17 protein-coding genes are annotated in these 21,083 nt (G+C 45.0%); 3 read left to right on the forward strand and 14 right to left on the reverse strand.

From position 1 onward, the window contains the following. Window positions 1–8 precede the first annotated feature (8 nt). The 5 genes from atpF to UNH61_RS27070 all read right to left on the reverse strand — a co-directional run bounded on the left by atpF (window position 9) and on the right by UNH61_RS27070 (window position 6,721). A complete protein-coding gene (atpF, locus tag UNH61_RS27050) occupies window positions 9–503 on the reverse strand; it encodes a F0F1 ATP synthase subunit B (protein WP_326995122.1) in 495 nt (164 codons plus the stop codon). A gap of 117 nt (window positions 504–620) precedes the next feature. Continuing rightward, complete coding sequence (gene atpE, locus UNH61_RS27055) at window positions 621–878, reverse strand: ATP synthase F0 subunit C (protein WP_079471016.1); 258 nt, start codon at window positions 876–878, stop codon at window positions 621–623. Window positions 879–1,022: 144 nt separating this feature from the next. Further along, window positions 1,023–2,180, reverse strand: coding sequence for a F0F1 ATP synthase subunit A (gene atpB / locus UNH61_RS27060; RefSeq protein WP_326995123.1), 1,158 nt, complete (start codon window positions 2,178–2,180; stop codon window positions 1,023–1,025). Between the two features lie 452 nt (window positions 2,181–2,632). After that, window positions 2,633–4,393, reverse strand: coding sequence for an ABC transporter ATP-binding protein (locus tag UNH61_RS27065; protein ID WP_326995124.1), 1,761 nt, complete (start codon window positions 4,391–4,393; stop codon window positions 2,633–2,635). Between the two features lie 129 nt (window positions 4,394–4,522). Continuing rightward, entirely contained in the window at window positions 4,523–6,721 is a 2,199-nt protein-coding gene (locus UNH61_RS27070) for a hypothetical protein (RefSeq protein ID WP_326995125.1), read from the reverse strand. A 379-nt stretch (window positions 6,722–7,100) separates the two neighbouring features. Here UNH61_RS27070 and UNH61_RS27075 point away from each other — a divergent pair, with 379 nt between their 5' ends. Next, the gene (locus tag UNH61_RS27075; RefSeq protein WP_326995126.1) at window positions 7,101–7,784 is read left to right on the forward strand and encodes a response regulator transcription factor; all 684 of its coding nucleotides are present in this window, start codon (window positions 7,101–7,103) and stop codon (window positions 7,782–7,784) included. Between the two features lie 159 nt (window positions 7,785–7,943). After that, window positions 7,944–8,996, forward strand: a complete 1,053-nt coding sequence (locus UNH61_RS27080) for an ATP-binding protein (protein ID WP_326995127.1) — start codon at window positions 7,944–7,946, stop codon at window positions 8,994–8,996. Between the two features lie 118 nt (window positions 8,997–9,114). Here the strand turns inward: UNH61_RS27080 and UNH61_RS27085 are convergent, their stop codons facing one another. Next, window positions 9,115–10,440, reverse strand: a complete 1,326-nt coding sequence (locus tag UNH61_RS27085) for a porin (protein WP_326995128.1) — start codon at window positions 10,438–10,440, stop codon at window positions 9,115–9,117. Between the two features lie 172 nt (window positions 10,441–10,612). Between UNH61_RS27085 and UNH61_RS27090 the strand changes: the two genes are divergently transcribed. Next, on the forward strand, window positions 10,613–11,533 hold the full coding sequence (locus UNH61_RS27090) for an AraC family transcriptional regulator (RefSeq protein WP_326995129.1): 921 nt from the start codon (window positions 10,613–10,615) through the stop codon (window positions 11,531–11,533). A gap of 12 nt (window positions 11,534–11,545) precedes the next feature. Here UNH61_RS27090 and UNH61_RS27095 read toward each other — a convergent pair whose 3' ends face one another. The 8 genes from UNH61_RS27095 to UNH61_RS27130 all read right to left on the reverse strand — a co-directional run bounded on the left by UNH61_RS27095 (window position 11,546) and on the right by UNH61_RS27130 (window position 21,016). After that, window positions 11,546–13,030, reverse strand: a complete 1,485-nt coding sequence (locus UNH61_RS27095) for an MBOAT family O-acyltransferase (protein WP_326995130.1) — start codon at window positions 13,028–13,030, stop codon at window positions 11,546–11,548. Next, window positions 13,017–14,297 (reverse strand): GDSL-type esterase/lipase family protein, encoded by a 1,281-nt coding sequence (locus UNH61_RS27100; RefSeq protein ID WP_326995131.1) that lies wholly within the window; start codon window positions 14,295–14,297, stop codon window positions 13,017–13,019. Before UNH61_RS27100 ends, UNH61_RS27095 begins: the two co-directional genes overlap by 14 nt. Further along, the gene (locus UNH61_RS27105; protein ID WP_326995132.1) at window positions 14,272–15,675 is read right to left on the reverse strand and encodes a hypothetical protein; all 1,404 of its coding nucleotides are present in this window, start codon (window positions 15,673–15,675) and stop codon (window positions 14,272–14,274) included. Before UNH61_RS27105 ends, UNH61_RS27100 begins: the two co-directional genes overlap by 26 nt. 23 nt (window positions 15,676–15,698) lie before the next feature. Then, window positions 15,699–16,274, reverse strand: a complete 576-nt coding sequence (locus UNH61_RS27110; RefSeq protein ID WP_326995134.1) for a glucosaminidase domain-containing protein — start codon at window positions 16,272–16,274, stop codon at window positions 15,699–15,701. A 274-nt stretch (window positions 16,275–16,548) separates the two neighbouring features. After that, entirely contained in the window at window positions 16,549–18,315 is a 1,767-nt protein-coding gene (aspS, locus tag UNH61_RS27115) for an aspartate--tRNA ligase (protein ID WP_326995135.1), read from the reverse strand. Window positions 18,316–18,459: 144 nt separating this feature from the next. Beyond that, on the reverse strand, window positions 18,460–19,494 hold the full coding sequence (locus tag UNH61_RS27120) for an FAD-binding oxidoreductase (protein WP_326995136.1): 1,035 nt from the start codon (window positions 19,492–19,494) through the stop codon (window positions 18,460–18,462). Window positions 19,495–19,643: 149 nt separating this feature from the next. After that, window positions 19,644–20,447, reverse strand: a complete 804-nt coding sequence (locus UNH61_RS27125) for an IS3 family transposase (RefSeq protein ID WP_326990739.1) — start codon at window positions 20,445–20,447, stop codon at window positions 19,644–19,646. A 14-nt stretch (window positions 20,448–20,461) separates the two neighbouring features. After that, complete coding sequence (locus UNH61_RS27130; protein WP_326990557.1) at window positions 20,462–21,016, reverse strand: helix-turn-helix domain-containing protein; 555 nt, start codon at window positions 21,014–21,016, stop codon at window positions 20,462–20,464. Window positions 21,017–21,083 lie beyond the last annotated feature (67 nt).

The following is a 21,083-nucleotide window of genomic DNA, read 5'->3' on the forward strand; positions in this document are numbered from 1 at the left end:
ATAATTCCTTAATTTAATTTGATTTCTCCTGCCAGTTGTTTAACGTAACCTTCCTGTGCTGTTTTATCAGCCAGCTCTCTTCTCAGTACTTTTTCAGCTACTTCGATTACAAGGTTACCTACCTGGTTTTTCACATCCGTTAATGCAGCCATCTTCTGGTTCTCGATAGCAGTATACGCTTCACTGATGATCTTCTTAGCTTCAGCCTGTGCCTGTGTTTTGGCTTCGCTGATGATCTGATCTTTGGCGTCTTTTGCCTCTTTCAGGATCTTGCTTCTTTCTGCTTTCGCCTCAGCCAATACATGCTCATGTTCAGCTTTCATCTGTGCCATCTCTTCTTTCACCCTTTCAGCAGTGGCAATAGAATCAGCAATGGAGCCTTCCCTTTCTTTCAAAGTTGCAAGGATCGGCGTCCAGGCAAATTTTTTCAGGATCAGGAATACGATAACGAAAATTATGAATGAAATAAGAAACAAGCCTAACGCGGGTTGTAACAGATCCATATATTTAAAATTTTACTATTTTTTATGTTGATTTGTTTGATTCTCAGGATGACGATTGCCATTGCAGGAATTACTGCATCCATTGCCCTGTGCGCCGGATGCAGTAATAAGTTTGGCTTACAGAACTACCGCCAACAGACCAGCGATTACACCGAAGAGAGCAACACCCTCAACCAGCGCAGCAGCCAGGATCATGTTTGCACGGATGTCGTTAGCAGCTTCTGGTTGACGAGCGATAGACTCCAGCGCGCTCTTACCGATGTTACCAACACCAATACCAGCAGCGATAGCAGCGATACCAGCACCAACAGCACCACCAGCTTTAGCCAGACCAGATGCAGCAGCAGCCTGCAATAAAATAGACAAAAGTGCCATAATGAATATGTATTTGTGAATTAAAAAATTTCGTTTTTAATGAGGTAGCTATGCTCCCTCCGTTTAGTTCTTATCCTTACTTTGGTTGTAGTGTTGGCAATCACCAACCGGCCTGCCACATTAAAGGCAAAGGCACGCTGACTCTTAGTGGTGTGCTCCGTGGCCTTCTTCGTGCGCCCCTTCCATAGCCTGACCAATAAATACTGCTGTCAGGTTAGCAAAGATAAACGCCTGGATAAATGCCACCAGCAATTCCAGCATCATCATTACAATGTTGAACAGAATCGTGATCGGCAGGAAGCCGTAACCCGCTATCTTGTTCAATGATCCAAATATAAATACCAGAGATATGATACTCAGAATAATGATGTGACCTGCCAGGATATTGGCAAACAACCTGATCATCAGGGAAATAGGCTTGGTAAATACGCCTATCAGCTCCACCGGTGCCAGAATGAACTTCACTCCGAAAGGAACAGGGGGATTGAAGATGTGACCCCAGAAATGTTTGTTAGTGCTGAACATGATGGCGATGAAACTGATGATAGCCAGTGCCGAAGTCACCGCCAGGTTACCCGTTACGTTCGCAGAGCCAGGTAACAGCCCCAGCAGGTTGTTGATCAGGATAAAAAAGAAGATGGTTAATATAAAAGGAGTATACCTTTCAGCTTTCTTACCAGGAATATTAGGCTTTACTACCTCATCGCGCATGAATATAATCACCGGTTCCATCAGACTTTGGAAACCTTTAGGCGCTTTCTTTGCACCACGGGTTTTATAAGCTTTGGCAACATTCAGCATCAGGATGATCAGCAACAGCGCGCCAAGCATCATAGAAGCAATATTCTTGGTAATGGAAAAATCGTAAATCTGTTCACCGGTAGGGTTATCATTCGCATCTACTGCGATAATCTTGCCATCGGTATACTTGGCTGGATCCAGCCCTTTTTCGTGCAGGTAATGCGCATTCACCAGGCGGTAACCGTCGTGGGCTTCATGACCATGATGGAACGCAGAAGATGAAAATACAGACGTACCACGCGCAGGGTTGTAGATGATCACAGGTAACGGCAAGGTCACATGTGTTTCGCCCATGCTGAAAAGATGCCAGTCATGTGCATCCTTAACGTGTCCCAGAATTACTTCCTTAGCATCGAATTTCTTAGCACCAGCCTCAGCTTCCTCTCCTGCAGCCTCACCACCATGCGCTTCAGTAGTTGCAGCGGCTTCATGATGCGCCTCCTGGGCGAAGGAAAAATTACCAAAACTGTGAAGGCCTAATACCATCACAAGTGCTACCATTCTATGTTTGAACCAATTGAAAGAAATCACCGTTTTCTGAAATTTTGCGCAAAGATACTCGTTTTTATTTTCAAAACTAGGCGACTACGAAAAAAAAGAGCGATATATTGCAGGTATATTGAAAACCAGGCTATTGCAGTCAAAAAAACACCACTTTTTGGGGTAAAAAAAGACCATTGAAATCAATGGTCTGTGTCTGTGATTTATATTCAATTTTTTAAAATATTTATACTTTTTCTTCCTCTGGCTCTTCCTATAGTCCAATACGTACTTTTCAGAACAAATCCATTATATGGCCGCGACCGGCTGAATAAATTCATTAAACAAAATCTATATACATCGTAACGCAACAACAGGCGGACAATTGCTACAAACTGACAGAACACCGAAAAAACGGAAAATTCCCCCTATTTAAATATATTATTGCTGCTTTGTTTGATAATCAGCAGGCCTTATACCCTGCTGTTGCTAAACTGCATACTATGCAGCTTGTAATAATAGCCTTCCAGTTTGAGTAACTCCTCATGGGTACCCATTTCCCTGATCTCTCCCTTTTCCAGCACGATAATTTTATCAGCCTTACTGATGGTGGAAAGGCGATGAGCAATAATGATAGCAGTGCGGTCTGCGATTAGTTTGTCGATAGCCCGCTGTATCATCATTTCTGATTCTGTGTCTACGGAAGATGTAGCTTCGTCAAGTACCAATATAGCCGGGTTATACAGCAGCGCCCTTACAAATGAGATCAGTTGCCGCTGCCCAAGGGATAAGGTGCTTCCTCTTTCCATCACCAGGTAATTGTAACCACCCGGCAACTGCATAATAAAATCGTGTATCCCTATCAGTTTTGCAGCTTCTTCCACCTGTTCTTTCGTGATGTTCTTGTTATGCAGGGTAATATTATCATAGATAGAACCCGCAAAAAGGAACACATCCTGCAACACCACGCCTATTTTGCTCCTCAATGCCTGCAGGGAATACGCCGGCAATTCAATTCCATCAATACGGATGCTTCCCTGCTGGATCTCGTATAGCCTGTTGAGAATACTGATGATGGTTGTCTTCCCCGAACCGGTATGCCCCACAATAGCTACCGTATCACCTGGTTTGGCGTGGAAGCTGATATTTTTCAGTACATAACGTTCATCAACATAAGCAAAACTAACCTTGTCGAAGGTGATATCACCCTTCATATTTTCTGCCGTTTCATGGCCCCTGTCGGGGATATAATCCTGGTTATCCAGTATCTTGAAAACGCGCTCACTGGCGACCATGCCCATCTGCAGGGTATTAAACTTATCTGCCAGCATACGCAGCGGACGGAATAACATATTGAGGTACATGATGAACGCAATCATCACGCCCTGGGTAACTTCATAATTCAATACTTTATTAGCTCCCCACCATACCATGAGCCCCAGTGAAATAGCCAGTATAATTTCCACTACCGGAAAAAATACCGAATACGCGAAAATGGCGTCGATATTGGCTTTGCGATGCTCTTTATTGATGTGTTTGAACCGTGCAAACTCTCTTTTTTCAGCAGTGAAAGCCTGTACTACTACCATTCCGGTAAGATGTTCCTGTACAAAAGCATTCAACGCGGAAACCGCATTACGAACCCTGTAGAATGATTTGTTTACACTTTCCTTGAAAACGTAGGTAGCGAAAATCAGGATCGGGAAAGGCGACAGGCTGACCAGTGTCAGTCGCCAGTCTTCTATAAACATCACCACCAGTATCGCAATAATCATCAGCAGATCCGCCACAATAGAGATGATCCCTTCTGAAAAAACGTCATTGATTGCCTCAATATCGTTGATCGTACGTGTAGTGAGTGTACCTATCGGGGTTTTGTCGAAAAAGGCCAGGTTGAGATGCACAATCTTCTTATACACAGTTACCCTCAGATCTTTTACTACTGATTGTCCAAGCCAGTTGGTCAGGTAGGAAAAATAGAACCGTACCACTGTTTCCAGCAACAGCAATCCTATCTGTATCACCGTCACCAATACCAACATCTGCATCAGCTGCCCGGCAATATATTTATCAACAGTCACCTGTATCAGGTAAGGCCTCAACGGGGAAATAGCCGCCAATACCACCGTCAGGATCATTGAAATGTAAAAAGACCTTTTGTATGGAGCTGCAAACGAGAAGATCCGTCGTAACAAACTAAAATCAAATACTTTCTTTACCGCAAGATTTTCCAATGTGCCAGGTTTAGAACGAAATTAAGAAAGAAATAAGAATAGAGAATATAGAATTAAGAAATAGCGGGAAGACCTTAGCAGATAGTATTAATCGCTAAGGTCTTCCCGCTATTTCTTAATTCTTTCTATCTATTTCTTTCCGTCTTTCATTATCTGCTTATACGCTTTAATGAAAATCGCACCGAGGTTTTTATGAGGTGGCACGTAGTCACTGAACAGCTCGCGGTTGCGGGCATCGCCGGCAAACTTCTTAGCAAGCTGGGCCCACATATATACCCAGTCTACGTTCCTGCCAGCCCTTACCTGGTCTTCCAGACTGTGGATGATAGGTTCGTTCACAAAGCGGGTTCCTACCTGTTTGGAGGAAATGATATGCGCTTCGGGCGATTTTTCCAGCACGGTAGCCAGGTTATGATATCCACCACAGGAGCCCAGCACTACGATCTTAGCAGAGCTTTGCAGGTTGTCGAGCGTGGTATTGATGTGATAACTGTGGCCGCGGTGAATGAAGATAGAAGGATGAATGTCGTGTTCATCGAGGTATTCAGACAGTTTGGAAATGGCTTCTTTATCATCCGGTTCATCGATAGGCAGGTTCGCAAAAATAGTAGTAGGCTTGCCTTTCAATGACGAAATGGTGGCCCAGTATTTATTTTTGGTTACTCTCCAGTCGGCTGAAGGGAAGTTGGTCATAAAGCTGGCGAAAGATTCCTGCCCGTCTTTGTCCCCATAGAAAAACACCTGCTGATATACTCTGCCGCTATCGCTTTCCAGGGAATTGAATGATACAAAGTTGATAGGTGGCAGCTGCAATTTGCTGGCCATATCGGTAGCTTTAGACGAATCATTTTCATTCTTGGACTCCGTTTCGAACAAACTGGTAAGCAGCTGGTAAATCACTTTGCCGCGTTTGTCGTTATGTTTATTTACATAGCCCAGGTTCTTGCGGACTTCCGAGCGCAGAAAATCCAGCAGTTTCTCATCGCGGATACTGCCAAAGGAATTCGCCACATCCACTGCATCTTCCAGATCCTCGGTTTTCTCCAGGTTCTGTACATATTTCTGCATAAGATAATTGGAGTTCTCCGGCGCCATTGATTTCAGGAAGTTGTCGAGGGTATTGAACCCTGCAGCCATCGCAATAAATTTCTTGAACCGGTCGAAATTCACCAGCATCAACAGGCTATCGCCACGCGGTGGTTTCATACGGGCCATCATCTGATCGTATAAACCCGCATTGTTATGGTTGGTATAACTGGAAGTATACAGCTCTTCCTGACCATTGACGATCAGGTAGTACAGTTCTTCCGGTGTAAAATTCTTTACTATGGCAAAACGAACATTAGCAGACTCTTCATGCAGGTCGTTTACCTCGCGGATATATAGCAGTGACTTGGCCTGCATATTTTCCATCATTGCTTTCAGTCCATATGGGTTCTGCCCTTCATTCTTCAGCTTCTGTAATGCAATGGTGGATTTTACCATTTGTTTATAGTACTGGTAGTCGTTATTTACGATGCCTTCCAGCTTCTCCACTGTAGTGGTGCCAGCCAGCAATTCGTCTATAAAAGGTAATATCTTGGTGCTCTGGGGCGATTGTCCTATGCGTACGATCTGTTTTACAATCGGATCGGGATTACGCTTAATAGCATTGGCCATAGGGGTATAAGAGGTAGCGTAAGTAAGTACCTGGTTAGGATACTTACGGGCTACAGCGGCCACTATCGAATCAGTACCCGGATAATCCATGTAGTCGCTCAATTTGGGCATTACTGTTTCCAGGTTATTGAAGGCGTATTTGGTAAACACCAGACCTTTCGCTTCTTTATAGCCAGGATTGTCGTGAAAAGCTTCTATTAGTTTCTCTGAGGCGTCGAATGAGAGGTGCTGGATATAGGGGATGATGCTCTGCCCTTTGATATCCGCATTCATCATATCACGAAAAGCACTTACTATAGCGGGTGCCTCCTCGGGATCTATATTGTGGTGAGCCCGCTTCTGGTTATAATCTTTCAGCATCATATAGATGCCTGAAAGGTACTTTACCTTCAACCTGTGATCAAGTGCATCATTGTCTTCGATTTCCTGCTGCAACTTATCCACATCTTTGATCAAAGCATTTGTTACCTGCAGATTAGTTGTCTGATCGTCCGATACTTTTACAAAATTATCAGCCTTACCATCGAACTTGTCGGCAGCTGCCTGCTCCTTGTCGATGTTATCATGAAAACCCTGTCTTGTAATCGGAATCGGATGATGGCTGCTCTGTGCCTGGATTCCACCGGCTGCCAATACAGCCAGTGCGACAAAAAATAGAAATCTTCTCATACTAAAGTGATCTTTTCCCGGAGACCTGATAGCAAATTTACAACCAAAATACAGAGTTTGCCAGTGTTATATCTTTTTACATTAAATATCAATATAAAATACATACAAAATATACCATCTGTAATAAACAAGGCCATCCGCAGGCGAAATTCCCGTCAACAAGACAGTTCAAATGAGACACCATCAAATTCACTCTTCTTCATAGGTATATAAATTCAAAACAATTGCAATGTTCGGCTTGTTATGCATTTTAACGTACCTTGCTACAGACAGCGGAAAACCAGTCTGATAGCGAATTAACAATTTCATAATGTTAATTTTCCATTAATCACAAGGATGGCTTTATAATTTTGTCGCGTCTTTTTAAAAGCAAATTTTTATGGTAGACCAAGCGGTAGCAGGAAAAATACTGGTAGTAGACGACGAACTGGATATTCTGGAGATTATCAGCTACAATCTAAAATCAGCAGGTTATGATACAGTAACCGCGAAAGACGGCAGCGAGGCTATTCAGAAAGCTAAGATCTTCAGGCCTGACCTGATTATGCTCGACATCATGATGCCGAACAAGAATGGGATCGATACCTGCCGTGAGATCAGGAAGATTCCTGAGTTTAAAGACACCATGGTATTGTTCCTGACCGCTCTGAACGACGAAAAATCAGAAGTAGACGGTTTGAATATGGGAGCCGATGATTACATCGCCAAACCCATCAAACCTAAATTACTGGTAAGCCGGATCAATGCGCTTTTCCGCAGGCTGCACAAACCTGAAGAAACAAGGGTTACCCTGGGTGATCTGATCATTGACCGGGAGAAATTTACGGTTACCTACAAAGGACAGGAAATTATCCTTGCCAAGAAAGAATTTGAATTACTGCAATTGCTGGCCTCCAAGCCAGGCCGTGTGTTCCTGCGCAATGAGATCCTGAACCAGGTATGGGGTACGGAAGTAATCGTGGGCGACCGCACTATTGATGTACATATTCGTAAAATACGCCAGAAAATAGGTATCGACCTGATCACTACTGTGAAAGGTGTAGGATACAAGTTTGAAATGTAGTAGTTGCTCCTCAGGTAATACAATTGTAAGAAAACATTTTCCCGGAAACCATCTAAACTATCATGTGTGCGGCTATTATGGCCAAACGCTAATTCTGCAGTGTCAAGTAAAAAATTTAAAGTAATTTCCCATTATTACAATAATTACTCACTCTGGAGTATGTTTAAAGCAAAAAATCTATCCCCCCAGAAACTGGCGGGATTTACAGCGCTGATTATTTCAGCGGTTATAGCCTTGGGAAGCCTGATAGTAGATGGTAACTGGAAAGTAATGCTCGGCGCATTTGTGCTCACTTTTCTTGTATCTTATTACCTGTATCTCTATACCCTTCAGAAATTCATCTACCGGAAAATCAAACTGATTTACAAATTCATTTACCAGACAAAGGCATCCAAGCGGGAAGAGTTTTTTCAGAAAAATATCCTTCCCCTGAAAACCATTGAGGAAGTAAGTGAAGATGTGGAAAAATGGGCCAGTCAGAAAAAAGAAGAGCTGGAAAACCTCCGCCGGAATGAAGAGTTCCGGAAAGAATTCCTGCTGAACCTTTCTCATGAGCTGAAAACGCCCATTTTTGCCGTTCAGGGGTATATTCATACATTATTAGATGGCGCATTGGAAGATCCGAACGTCAACAAGATGTTCCTGAAAAATGCTACCAAAAACATCGATCGTCTTTGCCGCCTGATCGACGATCTTGACGAGATCTCCAAACTGGAAAGCGGCGAGATGACAGTAAATGCGGAGGTATTCATCATCCAGGACCTCATCAAAGATGTATTCGATACCCTGTCGCTGAAAGCCAATTCCAAAGGCATCAAATTCAGTATCAAAAAAGGCTGCGAAGCACCGCAGCAGGTATATGCCGATAAAGAAAAGATCCGTCAGGTACTCATCAACCTGGTCGACAACTCCATCAAATACGGCAAACCCGACGGCCACACCATTGCCAGCATCTACAGTATGGATGGCAAAAAAGTGCTGGTTGAAATTTCCGACGACGGTATCGGCATGTCTGAAGAACATCTCCCACGCGTATTTGAACGCTTCTATCGTACCGACAGGGCCCGCAGCCGCGATATTGGCGGTACCGGTCTTGGCCTTGCAATTGTTAAGCATATCGTTGAAGCCCATGATCAAACCATCACTGTAAGGAGTAAACCTGAAATTGGCAGTACGTTTGGGTTTACGATGGAATCGGGCAAGGACAATTAGGGAGAATTAAGAATAGCGAATATAGAATTAAGAAATAACGAGAAGACCTTAGCGATTAATAATTATCCGCTAAGGTCTTCTCGTTATTTCTTAATTCTATATTCGCTATTCTTAATTCTCAAAACCGGTACTGCATTCTGCAGGTAAACACATTATCCTTCAGATCCTCTTTGTAGCCTTCCAGTTGTGTTTTTTCGTTTGTGACCCAGTCGTAATAGAACATGAATTTCAGATGTTCATTGGAGTAGTAGATGTAGCCTACTCCTAAGGTTTTGTAGCTGATATCGGCCGGGGTAAGACCAGAGCCTGGTTTGATATCTTTTCCGCTTACTTTTTTATTGGGATCGTACCAGTCGTATTTTACCACAACCTGGTGCTTATCGCTGCCCAGGTGCTGAAGAAAATACAGGTAGGCGCCATCGAAACTGCGGATGTAAAGCGGCGCCAGCTTACCATCGGGTCCCACCGGGATAACGGCCGGCGTTTCGGTGGTGAGCGCAGTAGCTGTCTGGCTGCCAAAGATATATTCCGCCCTCAGCTGCGTACTGCCTTTCCCGGGACCATTAGAGAGCTTCCACTGAACGTCTGCACCAAAATAATGTCGGGGCGCTATTTTACCATTATTGGAAGCCGCGGAATCCACGACGAACACAGGTTGTCCGTTCACCGTTCCCATCTTGTTAATGACATTGGTAAACTGCTGCATACCACCATACAATACAGATACACCTCCCGAGATGACGCTCACCGTTCCTTTTATACGCAGGGGTTTAACGGCCACTCTGCCTATGATATCCTTATGACTGTCGAAATCGGTGGTAGCTGCCAGTCCCTGCCCGTTAAACGCTCCCAGATCGATCTTCAGGAAGCTTAACGGATGATCCTTACGCCGGGGTTCAAAAGAAACCATGGCGCCCAGGTCGCGCTCCGTTTTCATCAGTATCTGCGACATACGGCCCCGCTCAGGGGTTTCCCTGTCGGCCGAAGAAAGGTTTACTTCATACCCGAAAGGTCTTGCGAACATACCGCCGGCAAGCGAAAACAGGTTAAACTTCGTCTCAAAAAAACGTCCGTAAAAATCCCGGATAAACACTCCCCTTTCCGTACCATCAAACTGAAAGGCAAATTGTACAACAGGCATGTTGTTCTTATCGTAACGCTCATAATCCACCCGGATACGGCCTCTTCGCAGGCTAAACCGGTTGTTTACTGCAGCGCCAAAGTCGCCCCCGGCATAACCTGCGGCCCCTTTCGATTCCGCCATCTGCCATTGAGGTTGTATATACCCGCTGAAGCGGAGTGCATCGTATTTCTGATACATGGATATCATCCCTTTTCCCAGCTCAGTGGTTGTATCTATCATGTCCATCAGGAACTGCGCACGGGCCTCGAAAGTAAAACTCAGTAATAAAAAGATAATCGGAAAGATTCTGGCAATGCGCATCAGCTTGAAAATTTGCGCAAAAGTATATAATTAACAGTTACTTAACATGGGTAATCTCCCCAGGCTCATCCGGACTGGTTAATGAATTGTTAATCCAGATTCATTAGTGGACCCAATAGGCTCTCAGGTATCATTTTGATTATTTTAGGATCAGCTTCCAAAATATGCCACTATGAAAACAGCTACATTAAACCATTGGGAGAGAAAACTTCAACAAGCCGTTTCACTATCACACGATGATCCGTATGGAGAAATGAATCTCAAGACCATCGCCGAAATGTTAAATGAATCCCTGCACAACTTTTCTCACAAGTTCGTTGAATTTTATGGAGAGCCTTACATGCAGTTTGTAAAGAGAAGGCGTTTGGAGGCCGGTGCCGGATTATTGCGGCATAGTGATTTCAGTATTGGTCTAATCAGCGATATGTGCGGTTACATGCCATCTGCATTCAGCAAAGCATTCCGCGCCCTTTATCATGAAGCGCCCGTCAGTTTTCGTAACCGCATCTATCTGCCCAACGAAATGTACACACTGCAACGAGCCAAGGTGGCGTCTACGCCAGATGATGATCCGGAAAGTCTGATCTTCTCGGCCGACAGGACGGAAAGTGTAACGCTGCCCGACAGCATTCTGTATTACAATATTCTACCGCGTAATAATGATCCTATCAGAAGCATGGTTACCTACATGACCATGTATCAGCAACAGTTATATGCCATCAAGAGCTCACTGCAACTACCCGGAGCCATGATCATTACCGGCACGCTGGACGTAGTACCGGTTACGACTTATAACAAAATGATGATGTATGTGGGCATTCTTGTACCTCGGATGAAGGCATACGATATGGCGCATCTTCAGATCAGCCTGCACTTCCAGGAACCGTTCAACCTTTTCACGAAACGCCTTCCCGGCGGCCCTTATAAGAAGCTGCCGGTGCCGATGGATTTTGCATCAGCAGGAGTACCGATGTATGAATTTATTAACCGCAGCTGTCGCGCCGGGTATTTTAAAATGAGTGGTAACCATTTTTTCATTTCCCTTACGGGAGATAGGAACAGCGAGATATTTATTCCCTGGCAGCGGCGCTGATCACAATTTCCCCTAGAACTGGAAATAGATTGGGATCATGGGCTGGGTGCTCTTCACCTGTACCAGCAGCCAGATAAACGCTAACATAATGGCAATACTACCGGCTACCGGTACGCGGCCCAGGAACCTTTCCAGCGAAAATTCCACTTTCGAGGGCAGGAAGTGTAATACAAAGCCCAGTATCATTACCCAGAATACAGCAGTATATCCTTTATAGAGCTCTCCTGCGATCTCCGGCTGGAAATCGTACGCTACCTGGTGAATCAGTGACCACGCATCATGGAAGGTAGCTGCTTTAAAGAATACCCAACAGAAACAAACAAAATGGAAAGTGATGAGTATACCGAGTAGCTTGAATAAACCAGCCTGCCAGCCGGTGAATACTTTCTTCGTCCGTTTCAGGTAGTCGATCCGTACTTTATCCAAGGCCAGGGCAGTTCCGTGCATGGCTCCCCAGAAGATAAAGTTCCAGCTGGCGCCATGCCAGAAGCCTCCGATCAGCATCGTTAAGCCCAGGTTGATGTATTGCCTCACTTTTCCCTTACGGTTACCGCCCAAAGGAATATAGAGGTAATCCCTCAACCAGCTGGACAATGAAATATGCCAGCGGCGCCAGAACTCTGTAATAGAGGAACTCTGGTAGGGGGAATCGAAGTTAGGCGGGATCTTGAATCCTGTCCATCGTGCAATACCAAGTGCCATATCGGAATAACCGGAGAAATCGCAATAGATCACCAACGCGTACCCATATACGCCCAGCAGGCATTCCAGCCCCGTGTGTTTACTCGGGTCATCGAAGATGTACTGCACAAAGTTCTGATAGATAAAATCCGAAATAACGATCTTCTTAAACAAGCCTCCCATGATCAGGTACATCCCCTTTCCGATATCTTCTGAATTGAGCCGGTAAGGCTGAGAGATCTGTGGGATAAAATCAGCAGCACGTACGATGGGGCCCATCATCAGTTTCGGGAAAAACGACAGGAAGAACAGGTAGTCCATGAAATTGCTCACCGGTTTTATCTCTCTTCTGTAAACGTCTATGGTATAACTAAGGTTCTCAAATGTATAGAAGGAAATACCTATAGGAAGAATGAGTTTCAGCGTATTGATATGCCCTGCCGTAAGGTCATTGATAATACCAATGAAGAAGTTGGTGTACTTGAAATAAAACAGCAACCCTATATTAAGCAGGATACTCAGTATCAGCAGCGACTTTCTGGTCGACTTACTTGGGGTATTATAAATCCAGCGCGACAGATTAAAATCCACAATAGCCGACAGTATAACAAGGCCAACATAGTACCCGCAGGCCTTATAGAAAAAGTACAATGAAAAAACAGTATATACCCATACCCTGGCAGTTTTGTTCTTACTTGCCAGCAGGTAGCACATCATGAAGATGGCAAAGTAGTAAAAGAAAAAGCCACTGTTAAAAAGTACGGGGTCAGACTCATGATAGGTGAGTTCGTACAACAGCTTATTAATGTCGATCATTGGAGCTTACTGAGTTTTTCTTTGTTTCCTGTAGATAATGTGAATATGATTGCTGCAGCGCTTCAAACAATAACTGTCCCTGCAACTGATATCCTCTTGTGCTGAAATGAATATGGTCGGGCGCCCATGCTCCTGCGAATCTTTCTTTCTGCGCCTTATTTACTGCATTAAAATTCCAGCAGGCAAATCCGTACTGGCGTGCATATCCCATAATCTGCTGCGTTACCATGGAAATATACGGGTTAGGGTAATATGCAGTATGATAAATCGTTCTGTATTTTCGCTTGCCTATTTTTTTCCGGGTAGCAGTCCTCACCATTCTCATACAATCCGGAGGCGTAGTCAGTAATATACTTACGGTGGGATCCTGTTTCCGGATGAGCTGTACAGCCCTGTCTATCTCATCTCTGAAGGCCAGAGGGTCCATTCTGCCACCGTATGCTTCATTGGTTCCCAGGGAGATGATGACCAGCCTGGGTTTCATCGTAGCCATGCCTGCCAGCAGCACATTATCTGTTTCATTGTATTGCTGGTACATAGCGCCATTGATACCTACGCTGTTGTATAAGATACCATTGCGGCCATTTTCCATAATAGCACCGTAGAAACGGAATTGTGCGCCGGTATTGCCTTCCCATCTGGCCTGGAACCACTGTTGTGCCTGTGAATAATCGAGTGTGGCCATGCTGATAGTAGGCGAGCCCGGGAATGCTGCCGGTGTGATGGTTACATTGGCGTTGGGTGCTACTACCGTGGTGGTGGTATTACCAGCATCATAGAATAATTTCGCCCTGCGGAAGTTATTGTCCATAAAGCCATCCGGCTTGCCATTGAATGAGAGGGAGGGCGCATTGTTCTGAGAATAGATGGTGATGGCACCCGGCCCCAGCACATTGGATTTATTACGGTCTACTACCCTGTCGGAAGCCCATCTTACGGTGCTGGACCAGCGATAGTCTTCCGGGCCGTTGGTACCGGCCAGGTTATATGGAAAAACAAAACCACGGCCAGCATAGCCGAATTGCTGCTGGAGCAGGGAGGCTGTCATCAGCGGGAAATAGCCTGCCTGTACATGTGAATCACCCAGGTGAAGGATGGAAACAACGCTGCTGTCGGCTCCTAAAAAGGCATGAAATACATTATACAACGCAGTATCCTGCTGGATGCTGTTGATGTTTACCTGTTGCGCATAAGTTGTAAATCCGCCCAGCAGCAGTGCAAGCACTGCCAGCCAACGGCCTCTAAGGTTGTGCCAGCCTGTACTCATTCATAATAGCTTTATAAAGCAGCGCCCCTACTTTGGCTGCTCCTGTTCTGTTAAAGTGTGTGTAATCCTTGTTGGCCATCACCGTGTCTCCTTCAACCCACTTTACCATGGACCCTTCGCCGCCCATAGCAGCAAACAGGTTCCAGTAGGCAGTACCATGGCCTGCAGCCAGATCGTGCTGTACTTTGAGTAATGCTTCCACGCCCGGAGCAGTGATGTATTTGTCGGCCTTGCGGTACGACTTATCCGCTGTTCCCACGATCAGGAAGGAGGTTCCCGGCAGATCATTGCGCAGGGAATCCAGTACTTTTTTCATAGGGCGTTCGTACCAGCTGTAGTCTGTCAGTTCAGGCCTGAACAGCACATTGGCGCCATAGTGCATCACTACGAGGTCGTAAGGACGCTCCTGTTGCATACGCCGTATCATGTCGGCAGACAGGTGGCCCAGCTCTACACCGCTGATGCCTCTGAAAGAGTAGTTGTCTACATAAATTCCATTCCCGTTCTCAAAACAAACACCATAGAAAGGCATAGCGTTCCCGGAATACCTGATCATCAGCGAAGCCTGACCTGTATCCTGCTGCAGATCCAGCCTGTTCACCTCGGCATTACCGGAAAGCGTATAGGCTTTATCGTTAACCGTAACGGCAGCATCGCTGGCAGGGCCATAAAGAATGGATATGTCCTGGAATTTATCGAGTAAAGGTTTTTTAACGGGAGAATATTTCACCCAGCTGCTGCCTCCCGGGTAAAACGTATGACCGGATAATCCAAGTACTACGTTATCCGGAGGAGAGTTTTTATAATGATAATCTTTCCAGTCGGTAGAAAAGGTATGCGTGATGGTAGTCCGGAAAGAAGCCACCACAGAAGTTACCGGAACAAAGCCCACTCCTGCGCCGCCAAAATAATGCTGCAGGCTGTCGCGCAGATCGCCGGTGATGAGATCGCCTTCGATCATAGAATCACCAAAATAAGCGATGCGGACTTTGCGGCGTTTGCCGGCTTTCAGCTCCCTCAGGGCATTGAAGAATTGCTTCAACCCCGCCACCGTGTCGCCCGGAACAGGAGAAGCATATTCCATAATGCCGGAATATGACATAAAATCATGGGTGTGGTCAGGGTTGGGTAAATGGGGATTTCCGGCAACAGTAGTACTGTCTAAACCAGAAAGCTTACCGGAGTCCTGACCGGCTCCGGTAAGCTTTTTATTGTCCGGGGAAACAGATCCTGTTCTTAATTCAGAGAGCAGATCCAGTTTGCGGAATTGAAAGTCTTTATATGAAAGGCTGTAATCTAACTGCGACAGCCCTACTACACAGATTAAAGTTCCAAGAATAATATAGAACGGATAGGCAGACTTGTTTTTGCCGGACATAGTTAATTGAATCAGTTAGCGTCTCACCGATCGCTTGCAGGCGGCGCACCTACGGTCAACCATTTTTCTGATTCCGTTGCCACGCTATCCATACTTGCGTCCAGCTTGTACAATTTGTAACGGTTAATAATATTTGTCACTCTATTGATCCATACATGACCAGCTGAGGAATAGCCGCTATGGTTCATCTTTTTGAGCCAAGCGCTGAATTCCGGGTTACCTTTCATCTGGCCGAACCATTTTTTACTGGTTAGTAGCTCCACAAAATGCTCATAGGAGGCTACATCGGATACATATTGTTTATAAACGGAACGATGTCCGGATTTAGTCTGGGCCAGGTTATTTCTCCCTACGATCCCAAAATGGTTATGTAGCAGTTTCGCATTCCTGCTGGTGCCTGTACCTGATTCCAGCATGGCTATCCCGAGGATAACGCTTGCTGGTATACCAGTTTCCTGCATTAATTCTACGGATACTGGTTTAAATTTCTTCAGATAATTGTTTGTGGATTGTTGCGCAAACCCAACATTGCTGAGCATTAGCAATAGTAACACCGCACATAACCATACTGTCCTCTTGAAGAATAATGAAATTCTCATGGTAGTATTTTTTGTTACAGGTGATAGTTTTCTCTTTGTTTTCAGCATCATTTACTTGCCTCACATATCAACGATGATCACACCGCAATATTACTTTAAAAATTTAAATAATACGTCGTTTCTCTCTTTTTATCTATCCTGTTAATCTCTTGTTAAAAAAAATTGTTCCTTATATTAGTGTCAATCCCCTTTGATGCGGCAAACAGCCATACCAAAGGGGATTTTTGATACAAAAGCCTCTTATTCAACAAAGATTATGCCGCGTTAGCGGGCACTACCTTTTAACAGCAGCTTCTTTAACCAGCGCTATACGCAGCTCATCCAGCTGTGCCTGGTCCAGTTCACCCGGAGCATCCAGCATTACATCGCGGCCGGAATTGTTTTTCGGGAACGCGATAAAGTCACGGATACTTTCACTGCCACCAAACAGTGAGCAAAGGCGGTCGAATCCGAAAGCGATACCACCATGTGGCGGTGCGCCATATTCGAAGGCGCCCAGGAGGAAGCCAAACTTACGTTCTGCCTCTTCTCTGCTCATTCCCAGCGCTGAGAACATTTTCTGCTGCAAATCGCGTTGGAAGATACGGATGGACCCTCCACCTACTTCTGTACCATTCAATACTATATCGTAGGCATTAGCCTTAATTTTAGCGTATTGTGAGATATCATCCATCAGGGCGATATGTTCCGGTTTTGGTGACGTGAACGGATGATGACGAGCTACCCAGCGATTTTCCTCTTCGGCATATTCAAATAACGGAAAGTCTATTACCCACAACGGTTTAAACTCGTTTTTGTTGCGTAAACCGAGGCGTTCTCCCATCTCAAGGCGGAGCTCGCTGGCAGCTTTCCTGGTACGCTCTTCTCTGCCGGCCAGTACCAGTATGAGGTCGCCCGGTTCAGCCTGACATTTTTGCACCCATAATTTTAACTGGGATTCATCGAAAAATTTATCCACAGAACTTTTCAGGGAACCGTCGGCGCCATATTTCACATAAACGAGCCCGCTCATGCCAATCTGCGGCCGTTTTACCCATTCTGTGAGTTCATCCAGCTGTTTACGGGTATATTCTGCACAACCTTTGGCAGCAATCGCCACTACCAGTTCTGCATCATCAAATACCTTAAATCCTTTGTTTTTAACGGTATCGTTCAGGTTTACCAGCTTCATTTCAAAGCGGATATCCGGTTTATCGTTACCATAGTATTCCATGGCATCATCCCATGTCATACGAGGGAAGGGCTCATTGAATTCGATACCTTTTATTTCTTTGAAAATATATTTCAGCATATTTTCGAAAGTATTCAGAATGTCTTCCTGCTCTACAAAGCTCATTTCACAGTCGATCTGTGTGAATTCCGGCTGGCGATCGGCCCGGAGATCTTCATCCCTGAAGCATTTTACGATCTGGTAGTAACGGTCGTAACCACTTACCATCAGCAGCTGCTTAAATGTTTGCGGCGACTGTGGCAGGCCGTAGAACTGATTGGGATTCATGCGGCTGGGCACCACGAAATCGCGGGCACCTTCGGGGGTGGAGTTGATCAGGAACGGAGTTTCTATATCCAGGAAGCCGGCGGTGTGCAGGTAATTCCTTGCAGCACGGCCTATGCGGTAGCGCAGTTCCAGGTTTTGCCTCACCACATTGCGGCGAAGATCCAGGAAACGGTACTTCATGCGCAGCTCATCACCTCCGTCGGTATCATCCAGCAGGGTGAAAGGCGGCGTTTTGGCAGCGTTCAGGATAGTGAAGTCGCTAACAGTGATTTCGATATCACCGGTAGGGATATTCTTATTTTTATTGGAGCGCTCAGTTACGGTACCTTTTACCTGGATAACGAATTCACGACCCAGGGGCTGGGCATCCAGCCTGGCATTCAGATTTTCACCAAACAGCAGCTGTGTGATCCCGTAACGATCTCGCAGATCCACGAAATTGATGCTGCCAAACTTTCTTACTGTCTGTATCCATCCGGCCAGTGTTACTTCCTGACCCACCTGTTCTATTCGTAATTCCCCGCAAGTGTGCGTCCTGTACATGCGTAAATAATTGATTTAGTTAGTTTTATGGTTGAATTACGGGATAAGCTGTCTTCAATTGGCGACCACTATCCAGTTGTTCACTTACACCCATAAGGGGGGCAAAGATACGGTTTGGATCCTGCATTTTAAGCCCGCGGTGTGTTAAAAATATCTATACAGGCTGATCTCCCTCATCAGAGGCGCATTTGAAACAAACACATCCTTTAAATGTGCTGCCATGAAAGGGGCTAGCGAGCATCCCTTGGTTCCGAGGCCGTTAAATATACCGATGGCAGGGTATTCGGGATGGAAACCGGCAATCGGGCGCCGGTCGTTCCCCGAGGGGCGTACGGCAGCCAACTGGTCTGTCACCTCAAACGGTACTTTGAGCAGCTGGCGAAGGTTCTTTTCCAGGGTTTCCCGTTGCCCGGCGGTGGGGTGATCATTTTCATAATCCCAGGCGAAAGAAGACCCTGCCCAAAACAAATCTCCCTCCTGAGGAACGAGGGTTATTCCTTTTTTGATGATATCGGCTGTTTCCAGTCCGGGTACCTTCACTAATAGTACCTCTCCTTTATTAGGCAAAAATTTAACCGTCTTAAAATAAGGCAGCCCGGTAGTTGCTACGCCATCGCAGAAGATAATTTTTCCGGCTGCGATATCTTTATAAACAATACCATCGGCAGTTATTTCCATATCATTTACATCAAAATGAGTTGTAACAAGAGCATCCAGAGATTCCAGATATTGGCGGTAAGCGGACAGTAACTGCCGGAGATTAACAGTAGCGCCTTTTACAATAGCGGCGCCATATGGCTGATCCAGATATGCTTCGTATTTCAATGCAGTGGGTAACTCCGTATATGCATTGCCGGTAGTTTTGTTAAGGAAAGCTTCTCTCATTTGGGCTGAAGGGAAAACGGTCCATAACTGACGCTCTGTAAAAACCGGCACCTGCAGCAAAGCCGAAAGCTGCAGATAGGTAGTTTTTGCAAACGGATAAATAGTATCGTACATCCAGGCTGGCTCAAACCGGCGACCGGATACCGGGTTAATAATTCCCGCGGCCACCCTTGATGCACTGTTAGGTTTAGCGTCGTCTATAACGATTACTTTTTTCCCTGCCTCTAGTAAGAACCAGCTCAGCATGGTTCCCGCAATTCCCTGCCCTATGATAATGTAATCTGCTTTCCTCATAATCCCAAAAATAGGGATAATGCAAAATACAAAACTTTAAGAATTAAGAATATAGAATAGGGAATTAAGAATGAAAGCGAAGAATTTAGCGGATAGTATTTGGAGTGAACCCAAAAGGTTAGACGTTTTTTAAAAATAAAGAGATTAAGTTAAATGGCCTGAGTTCGGTAATTTACAGGGCTCAGGCCATTTAATTTTAGTTTGATTCTATCGTTATTGTAGTAGCCAATATATTCTTCAATCTGCTGTTTTAAGACTGTAATAGAGTCAAATTTTTCAAGATAGAACAACTCTGTTTTTAGGACACTAAAGAAACTCTCCATAGCAGCATTGTCCAAACAATTACCTTTTCCAGACATGCTCTGCTCGATATTGCAGTCAATCAGCATCTTTTGATATTGTTTCATCTGGTATTGCCATCCCTGATCAGAGTGTAATATCAGTTTACTATCGGTAGGCAGCCTGGGGAGGGCATTTTGAAGCATATCAATGATTGGCTGAAAGGTGGAGCGTTCCGATAGACTATAACTCACTATTTCCCCATTGTACAGATCCATTATAGGAGAAAGATAGAGCTTTTGATCTCCTACCACAAACATGGTTACATCTGTAACCCATTTTTGGCAGGGCTTCTCTGCTTTAAAATCCCTCTTTAGCAGATTGGGCGCGATTCTGCCCTGCTGCCCTTTATAAGATCTGTATTTTTTTACCCTGACCAGGCTTTTCAAATTACAGGCCCTCATCATTTTCAGTACTGTCTTGTGATTAATTTCCCTGCCTGATCGCCTCAATGCTGCTGTTATGCGTCTGTAGCCATATCTACCTTTATGCTGATGATAAAGCGCTGTTATTGCTCCTTTTAATATGGCATGTTTATCAGGTACTGACACTTGTTTGAGATAGTAATAATAAGTACTTCGAGCCATCCCTGCCACCTTCAGCAGTAACTCCAATGAATAATGCGGCCTTAATTCTCTGATGGCTCTTGCCGCTTGTTTTGATCCTGAGCGGCTTTCTCTTCCTGAATTAAGGCATCCAACTTTTTTAGGTAGGCATTCTCCGCCCGCAAATACAACAGCTCTGCCTCTAAAGCCGCTAGTTTGGCCTGTGTTGGATCTGTTACTGGTTTTTTACTCTTTTTCGATTTTTTTGTCATCGTCGAACTTTTTCGGCCTCTTGTCTCTTTTAACAACCCGGCAGCTCCCTCTCGTTCATACTTTTTAAGCCATCGACCAACTATATTATCCTGGGTAATACCAAAAATCATGGCTGTTTGCATTAAAGATAACCCCTTTTCAAACATATACTGGAGCACCTGGAATTTAAATGTTCCTGTATAATTACCTGGGCGCTGCTGTAATCCTGCTTGTCCATGAAGCTTATAAAGATTGACCCAACGGTGAATTGTGGTATCGGTGCCTCCGATCTTGCGGGCAGCTGAGCTAAATGTGTCATGACCTGACAGTACGGACTTAACTGCTATTTGCTTTTGCGCTAAACTGTATTTGATTCGCTTATCCATAAAAATGCCCCCATAAAGTGTCTAACTTTTTGGGGGCACTTCAATTATAATCGCTAAGTTCTTCGCT

Source organism: Chitinophaga sp. 180180018-3 (assembly GCF_037893185.1).
Classification (GTDB): Bacteria; Bacteroidota; Bacteroidia; order Chitinophagales; family Chitinophagaceae; genus Chitinophaga.